This window comes from Cellulosimicrobium funkei, from assembly GCF_001019615.1.
Classification (GTDB): Bacteria; Actinomycetota; Actinomycetes; order Actinomycetales; family Cellulomonadaceae; genus Cellulosimicrobium; species Cellulosimicrobium cellulans_E.
Window position 1 is genome coordinate 1 of the sequence record NZ_JNBQ01000010.1, and the last position, 12,840, is coordinate 12,840.

At 74.0% G+C, this 12,840-nt stretch carries 11 protein-coding genes; 6 read left to right on the top strand and 5 right to left on the bottom strand.

Going from position 1 to position 12,840, the window contains the following annotated elements; translation table 11 throughout:
• Positions 1 to 65 precede the first annotated feature (65 nt).
• The 5 genes from scpB to FB00_RS10170 all read right to left on the bottom strand — a co-directional run bounded on the left by scpB (position 66) and on the right by FB00_RS10170 (position 4,858).
• On the bottom strand, positions 66 to 842 hold the full coding sequence (gene scpB, locus FB00_RS10150) for an SMC-Scp complex subunit ScpB (RefSeq protein WP_082141200.1): 777 nt from the start codon (positions 840 to 842) through the stop codon (positions 66 to 68).
• Positions 839 to 1,774 (bottom strand): segregation and condensation protein A, encoded by a 936-nt coding sequence (locus FB00_RS10155; RefSeq protein ID WP_047232811.1) that lies wholly within the window; start codon positions 1,772 to 1,774, stop codon positions 839 to 841. The genes scpB and FB00_RS10155 overlap by 4 nt, the downstream gene beginning before the upstream one ends.
• A complete protein-coding gene (locus FB00_RS10160; RefSeq protein ID WP_231581801.1) occupies positions 1,758 to 2,588 on the bottom strand; it encodes a ParA family protein in 831 nt (276 codons plus the stop codon). Before FB00_RS10160 ends, FB00_RS10155 begins: the two co-directional genes overlap by 17 nt.
• A gap of 257 nt (positions 2,589 to 2,845) precedes the next feature.
• The gene (gene xerD, locus FB00_RS10165; protein ID WP_047232812.1) at positions 2,846 to 3,799 is read right to left on the bottom strand and encodes a site-specific tyrosine recombinase XerD; all 954 of its coding nucleotides are present in this window, start codon (positions 3,797 to 3,799) and stop codon (positions 2,846 to 2,848) included.
• A 30-nt stretch (positions 3,800 to 3,829) separates the two neighbouring features.
• Positions 3,830 to 4,858, bottom strand: a complete 1,029-nt coding sequence (locus FB00_RS10170) for a heme o synthase (RefSeq protein WP_260665997.1) — start codon at positions 4,856 to 4,858, stop codon at positions 3,830 to 3,832.
• Positions 4,859 to 5,211: 353 nt separating this feature from the next.
• On the opposite strand from FB00_RS10170, the gene tkt reads away from it, so the two are divergent.
• From tkt to FB00_RS10200, 6 genes are all read left to right on the top strand, one after another.
• A complete protein-coding gene (gene tkt / locus FB00_RS10175) occupies positions 5,212 to 7,374 on the top strand; it encodes a transketolase (RefSeq protein ID WP_047232813.1) in 2,163 nt (720 codons plus the stop codon).
• Between the two features lie 124 nt (positions 7,375 to 7,498).
• Positions 7,499 to 8,638 (top strand): transaldolase, encoded by a 1,140-nt coding sequence (gene tal / locus FB00_RS10180; protein WP_047232814.1) that lies wholly within the window; start codon positions 7,499 to 7,501, stop codon positions 8,636 to 8,638.
• Positions 8,639 to 8,786: 148 nt separating this feature from the next.
• Positions 8,787 to 10,328, top strand: a complete 1,542-nt coding sequence (zwf, locus tag FB00_RS10185) for a glucose-6-phosphate dehydrogenase (RefSeq protein WP_047232815.1) — start codon at positions 8,787 to 8,789, stop codon at positions 10,326 to 10,328.
• 112 nt (positions 10,329 to 10,440) lie between these two features.
• The gene (opcA, locus tag FB00_RS10190) at positions 10,441 to 11,358 is read left to right on the top strand and encodes a glucose-6-phosphate dehydrogenase assembly protein OpcA (protein WP_047232816.1); all 918 of its coding nucleotides are present in this window, start codon (positions 10,441 to 10,443) and stop codon (positions 11,356 to 11,358) included.
• Positions 11,355 to 12,143 carry a 6-phosphogluconolactonase gene (gene pgl, locus FB00_RS10195; RefSeq protein WP_047232817.1) on the top strand — a complete coding sequence of 263 codons (789 nt, stop codon included), beginning with the start codon at positions 11,355 to 11,357 and terminating at the stop codon, positions 12,141 to 12,143. The genes opcA and pgl overlap by 4 nt, the downstream gene beginning before the upstream one ends.
• Positions 12,140 to 12,826 carry an O-methyltransferase gene (locus FB00_RS10200; protein WP_047232818.1) on the top strand — a complete coding sequence of 229 codons (687 nt, stop codon included), beginning with the start codon at positions 12,140 to 12,142 and terminating at the stop codon, positions 12,824 to 12,826. Before pgl ends, FB00_RS10200 begins: the two co-directional genes overlap by 4 nt.
• Positions 12,827 to 12,840: the final 14 nt, after the last annotated feature.

The window sequence follows — 12,840 nt, forward strand, 5'->3', positions numbered from 1 at the left end:
GCCCCGTCGCGGCGGGGAGCCGCCCGCCGCCCCCCGTCACCGGGCTGGCCGTCCGTCCTTCGAGCTCATGCGTGTCCTTCGTCCGTCGTGTCCTGCGTGGCGTCGTCCGCCACGTCGTGCGGCGTCGGGGCCGACGCCGGTGCGTCGTCCCCGTCGTCAGCCGCGCCGTCGGAGAGGTCCGTCCCGGGCGCGACGGCGGCGGCCCGCGCGGGTCCGCGCAGGTCGGCGAGCCCGTCCAGGCCCTCGAGGTCGTCCATGTCCGGCAGGTGCGGCGCGAGCGGGGGCAGCTCGTCGAGCGACGTGAAGCCCATGCGCTCGAGGAAGTAGCCCGTGGTGCCGAACAGGCCGGCGCCGGTGTGCGGGTCCTGACCGACCTCGGCCACGAGCCCGCGCGCCACGAGAGTGCGCACCACGCCGTCCACGTTGACCCCTCGCACCGCCGACACCTGGCCGCGGCTGACCGGTTGACGGTACGCGATCACGGCCAGAGTCTCCAACGCCGCCTGCGTGAGCCGCGCCGTCTGGCCGCCCTGCACGAACCGTCCCACGACCTCGGCGTGCGCCGGTGCCGAGTAGACGCGCCAGCCGCCGCCCGCCTCGCGCAGCTCGAACCCGCGGGGTCGCCCGCCGTCGTCGCCGCGGTACTCGGCGGCGAGGTCGTGCAGCGTGCTCAGCACGTCGTCGACCGGGACCGCGAGCGCCGTCGCGAGCTCGAGGACGGGGATCGGCTCGTCGGCGACCATGAGCACGGCCTCGAGCGCCGCCGGCAGCCCGCCGGGAAGGTCGTGCACGGCCGGCGCGAGGACCTCGTCGAGGGCGGGGGCGCCGTCGGGCTGCGTCACGCGGGGACCTCCTGGGTGATGGGTTCGGGGGCGTCGACGGGCGCGACGTCGCCCTCGTCGAACTCGCTGCCGACGTCGGCCAGCGCCGGCTCGGGCGCGTCGTCGCCCGACCACCGCACGGTGAGCTCGCCGAGCGGCGTCACCTGGTCGAACGCGACGAGTGCCTGGCGGAAGAGCTCGAGCAGGGCGAGGAACCGGGCGACGACCACGGCGGTCTCCCCCGCGTCCGCGACGAGGGCGCGGAACGTCGTCGTGCCGTGGCTGCGGACGCGGTCGACGACGATGCCCGCCTGCTCGCGCACGCTCACCGCGGGAGCGTGCAGGTGGTCGAGCGAGACGCCGGGCGGAGGCGCCTTGGGCGCGAGCGCCCGGGCCGCGAGCGCGGCGAGCTGGTCGGGCCCCATGGTCCACACGAGCTCGGGCAGCAGCGCGGCGAGGTGAGGCTCGAGCTGCACGACGCGCGGGAAGCGGCGGCCCGCGCTCTCGAACCGCTCCGCGAGGACGCCCGACACGTCCTTGTACGCGCGGTACTGCAGGAGGCGCGCGAACAGCAGGTCGCGCGCCTCGAGCAGCGCGAGGTCCTCGTCGTCCTCGACGCTGCCCGTGGGCAGCAGCCGCGCGGCCTTGAGGTCGAGCAGCGTCGCGGCGACGACGAGGAACTCGCTCGCGGTCCCGAGGTCCCACCCGGGGTGGTCCTCCCCCGCGGCGCGCGCGGCGGCGGCCGCACGCTCGGCGTCGCGGATGTAGGCGATGAAGTCGTCCGTCACGCGCGCGAGCGCGACCTCGGTGATGTCGAGCTTGTGCTTGGTGATGAGGGACAGCAGCAGGTCGAACGGGCCGCTGAAGTTGTCGAGGCGGACCTCGAAGCCGCTCCGTGCCGGCGAGGTCGAGCCGGGCGGTGACTCGGTCGGCGCGTCAGGCGGCGTCGCCACGGGCGACCAGCTCCCGGGCGAGCTGCCGGTAGGCGACGGCGCCGGGGTGCGTCGGCGCGTAGACGGTGATGGGCTCGGCCGCGACGGACGCGTCGGGGAACTTCACGGTGCGCCCGATGACGGTCTGGAGCAGCTTGTCGCCGAACGCCTCGTGCACGCGCGCGACGACCTCGCGCGAGTGCAGCGTGCGCGAGTCGAACATCGTGGCGAGGATGCCGTCGATCTCGAGGCGCGGGTTGAGCCGGTCGCGCACCTTCTCGATCGTCTCGACGAGCAGCGCCACGCCGCGCAGCGCGAAGAACTCGCACTCGAGCGGGATGAGCACGCCGTGCGCGGCGGTGAGCGCGTTGACGGTGAGCAGGCCGAGCGAGGGCTGGCAGTCCACCAGGATGACGTCGTAGTCGTCGACGACGGGCCGCAGCACGCGCGACAGGACGGACTCGCGTGCCACCTCGCCGACGAGCTGGACCTCGGCGGCCGACAGGTCGATGTTGGCGGGCAGGAGGTCGAGGTTCTCGACCTCCGTCGGGACGAGCACGTCGTGGATGTCCGCGCCCCGCTCCATGAGCAGGTTGTAGACCGTGCGGTCGAGCTCGTGCGGGTTGACGCCGAGGCCGACGGACGCGGCGCCCTGCGGGTCGAAGTCGACGAGCAGGACCTTGCGGCCGTACTCGGCGAGCGTCGCTCCGAGGTTGATGGTGGTCGTCGTCTTGCCGACGCCGCCCTTCTGGTTGCACATCGCGATGATGCGCCCAGGACCGTGCGACGCGAGCGGCGCGGGGACCGGGAACTCCGGCAGGGGACGGCCGACCACGTCGGTGGGCGCCTCGGTCGTCTCGCGGCTCGCGCCGTTCGTGGCGTGGTCGACGACAGGTGCGACGTCGCGCTCGGAGGAGGTCACGGGGGCGGCCGGACGGACGGCGTCGCCGTGCGAGCTCTGCGCGCCGCGCGTCTCGGGCTGGGTCTCGGCCTGGCTGCTCACGCTCGCCACGGTATCGCAGGACCTCGCCCCCGCTCGTGCGCACGCGCCCGCGCGCCGCGTTCCCGCCCGTCGCTCCGGGAACGGCTCCGTCAGCCCAGCGCGCGGGGGTGGGCGGCGGCGTACACCTCGCGCAGCGTGTCCGGGGTCACGAGCGTGTAGATCTGTGTCGTCGTGACGGACGCGTGCCCCAGGAGCTCCTGGACGACGCGCACGTCGGCGCCGCCCGCGAGCAGGTGGGTCGCGAACGAGTGCCGCAGCGTGTGCGGCGAGATCCGCTCGGGATGGTCGATGCCGGCGCGCTCCGCGGCGGTGCGCAGCACGGCCCAGGCGCTCTGCCGCGACAGCCGCGCGCCCCGCGTGTTGAGGAAGACGGCCGGCGTGCCGCGCCCGTGCGCGGCGAGCGCCGCGCGGCCCCGCACCAGGTAGGCGTCAAGCGCGCGCCGTGCGAACGACCCGACGGGCACCACGCGTTCCTTGCCGCCCTTGCCGAGCAGGCGGACGGCGCCGGTACCGAGGTCGAGGTCGTCGACGTCGAGGCTCACGGCCTCGGTGATGCGCGCGCCGGTCGAGTAGACGAGCTCGAGCAGCGCCCGGTCGCGCAGGGGGGCGGCGCCGTCGCCGACGCCCGCCGCCTCGAGGATGCGCGCGACCTCGTCGGTCGAGATCGCCTTGGGCAGCCGCTTGCCCTGGGCGGGCGGGCGGACGTCGGCGGACGCGTCGGCGTCGGCCAGGCCCTCCGCGGCGCAGAAGCGGTGCCAGCCGCGCACGGCGGCCACGGACCGGGCGGTGGACGACGGCGAGAGGCTCGCCCCGCCGTCGGCCCCGGTCCGCAGCGCGGTGACGTACGCCGCGACGTCGTCCGCCTCGACCTCGCGCACGGCGTGGTTGCCGCGCGCGGCGAGGAACGCGACGTAGCGCGCGAGGTCGCGCCGGTAGGCGGCGACGGTGTTCGCGGACAGGCCGCGCTCGACGGCGAGGTGCGCGAGGTACTCGCGCGCGGCGCGGTCCAGCGCGTCGGGCACGTGCGCCTCGCCGGCCCCCATCGCCCTACCGCCCTCCCGGCACGGCCGGGCTCACAGCGGGAGGAAGACGTCGACCGCCACCGCGACGAAGAGCAGGGTGAGGTACGTGATCGAGGCGTGGAAGACCTTCATCTCCCCGACCTTGCCGCCCTTGCCGTCCGCCTTGTCGCGGGCGCGGCGCAGCATGGTCACGCACGAGGACAGGAACCAGACCCCGAGCACGGTGGCGACGACGCCGTAGACCCAGGTCATGCCGGCGAGCGGCCACAGCGCGAGCGACGAGGCGACCATCGCGACGCCGTAGACGATCATCTCGCGCGCGACCCTGCGGTCGTCCGCGACGACCGGGAGCATCGGCACGCCGGCGTTGGCGTAGTCGCGCTTGAACTTCATGGACAGCGGCCAGTAGTGCGGCGGCGTCCAGAAGAAGATGACGAGGAACAGCGCGAGAGCGGCCCAGCTCAGCGAGCCCGTCACGGCGGACCAGCCGATGAGCACCGGCATGCAGCCCGCGATGCCGCCCCAGACGATGTTCTGCGGCGTGCGGCGCTTGAGGATCATCGTGTAGCCGACGACGTAGATCGCGATCGCGGCGAACGTCAACCAGGCCGAGACCACGTTGACCAGGAGCGCGAACCACACGAGCGACACGACACCGAGGACGGTCGCGAACACGAGCGCGGCCCGCGGCGTCACCTCGCCCGTGACGAGCGGGCGCCGCTTGGTGCGGTTCATGACCTCGTCGATGTCGCGGTCGAGGTAGCAGTTGTAGACGTTGGCCGACGCGGCCGCGAGCGTGCCGCCCACGAGCGTCGCCAGGATCAGCCCGATGCCCGGCAGCCCGCCCTGGGCCAGGATCATCGTCGGCACCGTGGTCACGAGGAGGAGCTCGATGATGCGCGGCTTGGTCAGCGCGACGTAGGCGCCGACGCGCTCGCGCAGGGCGAGGGTGGCGCGGGCCGCCTCGGCCGTCGGCGCGACGGGGGTCGCGGGGCTCGTCGGCGAGGACGGCTGCTGGGTCGACGCGGCGCCAGACGGGCTTCCGGTCCCGTCGATCGGTGCCTGGCTCGTGGTGTGCACGCGCTTCGGTGTTCCGTTCTGAGGTGGGGGGCGAGCTGGGACGGACCGCCGGTCGTCCTCGCTCATCGTACGTCCCCGCCTGCGCCGGGGCCGACCGGACGGGCCGGGCGATTGTGTGACATCCGACCGAAATCCAGCACGTGGGCACCGCCCGGGCACGAACGGCGTCCGCGTATAGGCTGGGTCTGCAACCGTCCCGCGTCGGACCGCCCGTCAGGACCTGTGGCCCGCGGACGACGTGACCGGCACCGGGCCGCCCCGCCCCCTGAGGCGTGAGGCCGGGAAATGTTCAACGGTTGTTTCGAGTTGTCGCGAGGATCCGGGGCGCGCGCTCCGGACGGGAATGAGGTTCGGTGAACGCGTTGTCCCCTGCTCACACGCCCCTGGACTGGACGGACCTGGACGACCGGGCCGTCAAGACGATCAAGGCGCTCGCCGCCGACGCGGTGGAGAAGGTGGGCAACGGCCACCCCGGCACCGCGATCTCGCTGGCCCCGGCCGCCTACCTCCTGTTCCAGAAGGTCATGCGCCACGACCCGTCGGACGACCACTGGGTCGGCCGCGACCGGTTCGTGCTCTCGGCGGGCCACTCGTCGCTCACGATCTACCTCCAGCTCTTCCTCGCCGGGTACGGCCTGGAGATGGCGGACATCGAGGCTCTGCGCACGTGGGGCTCCAAGACCCCCGGCCACCCGGAGTACAAGCACACCCGCGGCGTCGAGATCACGACCGGCCCGCTCGGCCAGGGCCTCGCGTCCTCCGTCGGCATGGCGTTCGCGGCCCGCCGCGAGCGCGGCCTGCTGGACCCGTCGACCGCCCCGGGCGAGTCGCCGTTCGACCACCACGTCTACGTCATCGCGTCCGACGGCGACCTGCAGGAGGGCGTGACGAGCGAGGCCTCCTCGCTCGCCGGCCACCAGCAGCTCGGCAACCTCGTCGTCATCTGGGACGACAACAAGATCTCCATCGAGGACGACACGGACATCGCGTTCACCGAGGACGTCCTCGCGCGCTACGCGGCGTACGGCTGGCACACCCAGCGCGTCGACTGGACCAACGGGGGCACAGGCTACGACGAGGACGTCGACGCGCTGCACGCCGCGATCGAGGCCGCCAAGGCCGAGACCGGCAAGCCGTCGATCATCGCGCTGCGCACGATCATCGGCTACCCGTCGCCGACCAAGCAGAACACCGGCGGCATCCACGGCTCGGCCATGGGCGCCGACGAGATCAGGGGCCTGAAGATCGAGCTCGGCCTCGACCCTGAGGCGAGCTTCGCGATCGACGACGAGGTGCTCGCGTACACGCGTGCCGTCGGCGAGCGCCAGGGCGACGCGCGCGCGGCCTGGGACACGGCCTTCGCGGCGTGGAAGACCGCGAACCCGTCCGGCGCCGAGCTCCTCGGCCGCCTGGAGAACCGCGAGCTCCCGGCGGGCTGGGAGGACGCGCTGCCGACGTTCGAGGCGGGCAAGGCCGTCGCGACGCGCTCCGCGTCGGGCAAGGTCCTCACCGCGCTCAAGGACGTGCTCCCCGAGCTCTGGGGCGGCTCCGCCGACCTCGCCGGCTCGAACAACACGACCATGGACGGCGAGCCGTCGTTCGTGCCCGTCGAGCACGCGACCAAGAAGTTCCCGGGCCACGAGTACGGCCGCACGCTGCACTTCGGCATCCGCGAGCACGCCATGGGCGCGATCCTCAACGGCATCGTCCTGCACGGCGGCACGCGCGCCTACGGCGGCACGTTCCTCCAGTTCAGCGACTACATGCGCCCCGCGGTGCGCCTCGCCGCGCTCATGGAGATCCCGACGACGTTCGTGTGGACGCACGACTCGATCGGCCTCGGCGAGGACGGCCCGACGCACCAGCCCGTCGAGCACCTCGCCGCGCTGCGCGCCATCCCGGGCCTCGACGTCGTCCGTCCGGCCGACGCCAACGAGACGTCGTGGGCGTGGCGCACGATCCTCGAGAACACCGAGCGACCGGCGGGCATCATCCTCACGCGCCAGAACGTCCCGACGTTCCCGCGCGGGACCGAGGGCTACGCCGACGCGTCGGGCACCGCCCGCGGCGGCTACGTGCTGCTCGACACCGACGGCACGCCCGACGTCATCCTCATCGGCACCGGCTCCGAGGTGCAGCTCGCCGTCGAGGCGCGCGAGATCCTCGCGGGCGAGGGCGTGCAGGCGCGCGTCGTGTCGCTGCCGAGCCGTGAGTGGTTCGACGGCCAGGACGACGCCTACCGCGAGTCGGTCCTGCCGTCCGCCGTCCGTGCGCGCGTGTCCGTCGAGGCGGGCGTGGCGCAGGGCTGGCGCGAGCTCATCGGCGACGCGGGTCGCTCGGTGAGCCTCGAGCACTACGGCGCGTCGGCCGACTACCAGGTGCTGTACCGCGAGTTCGGCATCACGTCCGAGGCCGTCGCCTCGGCGGCGCGCGAGTCGATCGCGGCCGCGCGCGGTGGCGACACCCCGGGTGCCGCGCCGACGCCGTCGGAGGGCGGCACTGGCGACCAGCGCTGACCCTTCGTAGATTCCGAGGTGGGGCCGTGCGCGGCCCCACCTCGGAACTGCCCCGGGAACCGGCCGCCGTGCGCGACCGCCCGGGAGCACGCCCGCAGCGAGAGCACCACCGAGAGGAAGTCCGATGACGCAGTCCCCCACCGTCCCCGGCCCCATCGAGCAGCTCACGGGAGCGGGCGTGTCCATCTGGCTCGACGACCTCTCGCGAGAACGGCTGCGCACCGGCAACCTCGCCGACCTCGTCGCCACGCGCGGGGTCGTCGGGGTCACGACGAACCCCACGATCTTCGCGGCCGCGCTCTCGAAGGGTGACGCCTACGACGCCCAGCTCGCCGAGCTCGCGCCCGCCGGCGTGGACGACGCGGCGGTCGAGGCCGCCGTCGAGCGGATCACGACGGACGACGTGCGCGCCGCCGCCGACCTGCTGCGTCCCGTGTACGACGCGACCGACGGTGTCGACGGGCGCGTGTCGATCGAGGTGGACCCGCGCCTCGCGCACGACGCCGACAAGACGGTCGTCACGGCCGAGCGCCTCTGGGCCACCATCGACCGGCCCAACGTCTACATCAAGATCCCCGCGACCGTCGCGGGCCTCGACGCGATCTCCCGCACCCTCGCGCAGGGCATCAGCGTCAACGTGACGCTCATCTTCTCGCTCGCGCGCTACCGCGCGGTCATGGAGGCGTTCGCGATCGGGCTCGAGCAGGCGCGCGCGGACGGCATCGACCTCGCGCCGGTGGGCTCCGTCGCGTCGTTCTTCGTCTCGCGCGTGGACACCGCGGTGGACGCCGCGCTCGAGAAGGTCGGCACCCCGGAGGCGCTCGACCTGCGCGGCCAGGCCGCGATCGCCAACGCGCGCCTCGCGTTCGAGGCCTACGAGGAGTTCCGCCAGACCGACCGGTGGCGCTCGCTCGCCGCGTCCGGCGCGCACCCGCAGCGCCCGCTCTGGGCGTCGACCGGCGTGAAGAACCCCGAGTACCGCGACACGATGTACGTCGACGAGCTCGTCACCGACGGCATCGTCAACACGATGCCCGAGGCGACCCTCCAGGCGTTCGCCGACCACGGCGTCGTCACGGGCGACACGATCACCGGCACGGCCGCCGCCTCCCGCCGCACGCTCGAGACGGTCGAGTCCTTCGGCGTCTCGCTCGTCGAGGTCACCGACCGCCTCGAGGAGGAGGGCGTGCGCAAGTTCGAGGACAGCTGGACCGAGCTGCTCGCGACGACGCGCGACAACCTGCGCCGCATCGCCTCCTCCTGATCCCGGCGCGCCTGACCGCCGGGCGGCGGTCGGGCGTCCGACCTGCGGGAACGACGACGCGACGACGCGCGCCGCCCGTATCATCCGCAGACGCCTCAGCCTTCTGCAGTCCTCCCGACCCCTCCTCGAAACGAAACGGTGCCACCAGGTGAGACCGGCCAAGATCACGCCAGAGCACAACCCGCTGCGCGACCCCCTCGACCTGCGCCTGCCCCGGATCGCGGGCCCCTGCGGGCTCGTCATCTTCGGCGTCACGGGCGACCTCGCCCGCAAGAAGCTCATGCCCGCGGTGTACGACCTGGCCAACCGCGGCCTGCTCCCCCCGGGCTTCGCGCTCACGGGCTTCGCGCGCCGGGACTGGGAGGACCAGGACTTCGCGCAGGTCGTGCACGACGCCGTCAAGGAGCACGCGCGCACGCCGTTCCGTGAGGCGACGTGGCGGCAGCTCGCCGAGGGGATCCGGTTCGTGCAGGGCACGTTCGACGACGAGGACGCCTTCGAGCGCCTGCGCGAGACCGTCGAGACGCTGGACGCCGAGCGCGGCACGGGCGGCAACCACGCCTTCTACCTCTCGGTGCCGCCGAGCGCGTTCCCGGTCGTGTGCCGGCAGCTCTCCCGCTCCGGGCTCTCCCGCTCCGAAGGAGACGCCTGGCGCCGTGTCGTCATCGAGAAGCCCTTCGGCCACGACCTCGAGAGCGCCCGCGAGCTCGACGCCGTCGTGTCGGAGGTCTTCCCGCCCGACTCGGTCTTCCGCATCGACCACTACCTCGGCAAGGAGACGGTCCAGAACCTCCTCGCGCTGCGGTTCGCCAACCAGATGTTCGAGCCGATCTGGAACGCGAACTACGTGGACCACGTGCAGATCACGATGGCCGAGGACATCGGCATCGGCGGCCGCGCGGGCTACTACGACGGCATCGGCGCCGCACGCGACGTCATCCAGAACCACCTGCTCCAGCTCCTCGCGCTCGTCGCGATGGAGGAGCCCGTGTCGTTCGACGCCCCGTCGCTGCGCGCCGAGAAGATCAAGGCGCTGTCGGCCGTCCGGCTGCCGCGCGAGCTGTCCAAGCACACCGCGCGCGGCCAGTACGCCGCCGGGTGGCAGGGCGGCGAGGAGGTCATCGGCTTCCTCGACGAGGACGGGATCCCCGCCGACTCGACGACCGAGACCTACGCCGCGATCCGCGTGGACATCGACAACCGCCGCTGGGCGGGCGTCCCGTTCTACCTGCGCACCGGCAAGCGCCTCGGGCGCCGCGTGACCGAGGTCGCCGTCGTGTTCAAGAAGGCCCCGCACCTGCCGTTCGAGACGTCGCAGGCCTCCGACCTGGGCAACAACGCGCTCGTCATCCGCGTCCAGCCCGACGAGGGCGTCACGATGCGCTTCGGCGCGAAGGTCCCGGGCACCGCGATGGAGGTCCGCGACGTCACGATGGACTTCGGGTACGGGCACGCGTTCACGGAGTCCTCCCCCGAGGCCTACGAGCGTCTCATCCTCGACGTCCTGCTCGGCGACCCGCCGCTCTTCCCGACGCGCGAGGAGGTCGAGCTCTCGTGGAAGATCCTCGACCCGATCACCGCGCACTGGGCGGCCAAGGGCACGCCCGACCAGTACCGGTCCGGCACGTGGGGGCCGGAGTCGGCCGACGCGATGCTCGCGCGCGACGGCCGTTCGTGGCGGCGCCCGTGACGGCCGTCGTGCCGGCGTCGGCCCCGCGGAGCGCGACGCCCCCGAGAGAGACCCCCCGACCCCGTCGTGCCCCGCAGGGCGGCACGACCCTCCGACCGGCGAGGACCCCGCGATGATCATCGACCTGCCCGACACGACGACCAACGCCGTGAACAAGCGGCTCGTGCGGCTGCGCGACGAGGGCGGGGCGATCGCGCTCGGTCGCGTCCTCACGCTCGTCGTCATCGCGCGCGAGTCCGACGTCGAGACGTCGATCGAGGCGGCGAACGACGCGAGCCGCGAGCACCCGTGCCGCGTCATCGTCGTGGCACCGTCCGGCCGGAGCGCGACCCCGCACCTCGACGCCCAGATCCGCGTGGGCGGCGACGCCGGCGCGTCCGAGGTCGTCGTGCTGCGGACCGCGGGCCCCCTGCTCGAGCACGCGGACACGCTCGTCATGCCGCTCCTGCTCCCGGACGCGCCGATCGTGGTGTGGTGGCCGGGTCAGCCGCCCGCCTCGCCGGACGACGACCCGGTCGGGGCGATGGCCCAGCGCCGCATCACCGACTCGATCACGTCCAAGGACCCCGAGGCGACGCTCGCGCAGCTCGCGACGACGTACGGGCCCGGCGACTCCGACCTGGCGTGGGCGCGCGTCACCCTGTGGCGCGGCCTCATCGCCGCCGCGCTCGACCAGCCGCCGTACGAGCCGGTGACGAGCGTCCTCGTCGAGGGCCAGGCGAAGCACACCTCGCTCGACCTGCTCGCGGCGTGGCTCGGCTCTCGGCTGCGCTGCCCCACGCAGGTCGTGCGCCGTCGTGGGGCCGAGGCGATCACGCGCGTCACGCTCGAGCGCAAGAGCGGGCCGATCATCCTCGACCGTCCGGACGGGCGCATCGTGACGATCAGCCAGCCGGGCAAGCCCGACCGCCGCGTCGCGCTGCCCATCCGGACGCTCAGCGAGGCGCTCATCGAGGAGCTGCGCCGCCTGGACCCGGACGAGATCTACGGCGAGGTGCTCACCAAGGGGCTGCAGAAGGTGGGCGCGTGACCGCCGCCCGACCCGGGGGCGCGCACGCGTCCCACGGGCGCCTCGTGGTCGTCCACCCCGACGCGGACGTCCTCGCCGAGGCGGTCGCGTCGCGGCTCGTGACGCGCCTGCTCGACGTGCAGTCCGTGCGCCGCCCCGTGCACGTCGTGCTGACCGGCGGCACCGTCGGCATCGCGAGCCTCGCGGCGCTCGAGCGCCACTCGGCGCGCGACGCCGTCGACTGGTCGGGCGTGCACCTCTGGTGGGGCGACGAGCGCTTCCTGCCCGCCGGGGACCCGGACCGCAACGAGACGCAGGCGCGCGACGCGCTGCTCGCCCACCTGCCCCAGCTCCCGGCCGGGAACGTCCACCCGATGCCCGCGGCGGACGCCGTGGCGACCCCCGAGGAGTCGGCCGCGGCGTACGCGGCGACGCTCGCCGAGCACGCCCCGGACGGCGCCGAGGTGCCCGAGTTCGACGTGCTCCTGCTCGGGATGGGACCCGACGGCCACGTCGCGTCGCTCTTCCCCGGGCACCCGGGGCTCGACGTGACGGGCGTCCCGACCGCCGGCGTCCACGGTTCGCCCAAGCCCCCGCCGGAGCGCGTGACGCTGACCTTCGAGGCCATCGCGCGCGCTCGTCAGGTGTGGGTCGTCGCCGCGGGCGCCGAGAAGGCCCCGGCCGTCGCGTCGGCGCTCGGCGGGGCCCCCGCGGCCGAGACCCCGGCGGGCTCGGTCACGGGCACCGAGCGCACGCTGTGGCTCGTCGACGCCGCGGCGGCGGGCACGCGGGACGCCGACCGATGACGCCCGGCGGCGAGCACGGCGACCCCGCGGCGACCTGGGACGCGGTCGACGCCTACTTCGCCCCGCTCGTGGGCGAGGACGACGTGCTCGCCGCCGCCAGCGCGAGGGCGCGGGCCGCCGGCCTGCCGGAGATCCAGGTCTCCCCCGCGCAGGGCCGCCTCCTGCAGCTCCTCGCGCTCGCGACCGGCGCGCGCCGCGTGCTGGAGGTCGGCACGCTCGGCGGCTACTCGACGATCTGGCTCGCGCGTGCGCTGCCGCCGGACGGGGTGCTCGTCACGTGCGAGATCGACGCGGCCCACGCCGCGGTCGCGCGGGAGTCGCTGGCCGAGGCCGGCCTCGCGGGGGTCGTCGACGTCGTGCTCGGTCCCGCCGCGAACACGCTGCGGCGCCTCGTCGACGACGGCGTCGAGCCGTTCGACCTCGTGTTCGTCGACGCCGACAAGCCGTCGAACCCGGTCTACCTCGACCTGGCGGTCCGGCTCTCGCGACCGGGCACGCTCGTCGTCGTGGACAACACCGTCCGTGGCGGCGCCGTCGCCGACGCGGAGAGCACCGACCCGAACGTGCTCGGGGTCCGGGAGATGGTCGACCGCATCGTCGCGGACCCGCGGCTCGACGCCACGGCCGTCCAGACCGTGGGCTCCAAGGGCTACGACGGGTTCGTGCTCGCGCGCGTGCGCTGACCCGCGTGCGAGGC

Excerpts from the sequence above, each read along its gene's own strand:
- tal (WP_047232814.1), top strand. The coding sequence starts at position 7,499 with ATGACGCAGTCCCCCACCGTCCCCGGCCCCATCGAGCAGCTCACGGGA.
- opcA (WP_047232816.1), top strand. The coding sequence starts at position 10,441 with ATGATCATCGACCTGCCCGACACGACGACCAACGCCGTGAACAAGCGG.
- FB00_RS10200 (WP_047232818.1), top strand. The coding sequence starts at position 12,140 with ATGACGCCCGGCGGCGAGCACGGCGACCCCGCGGCGACCTGGGACGCG.
- xerD (WP_047232812.1), bottom strand. The coding sequence starts at position 3,799 with ATGGGGGCCGGCGAGGCGCACGTGCCCGACGCGCTGGACCGCGCCGCG.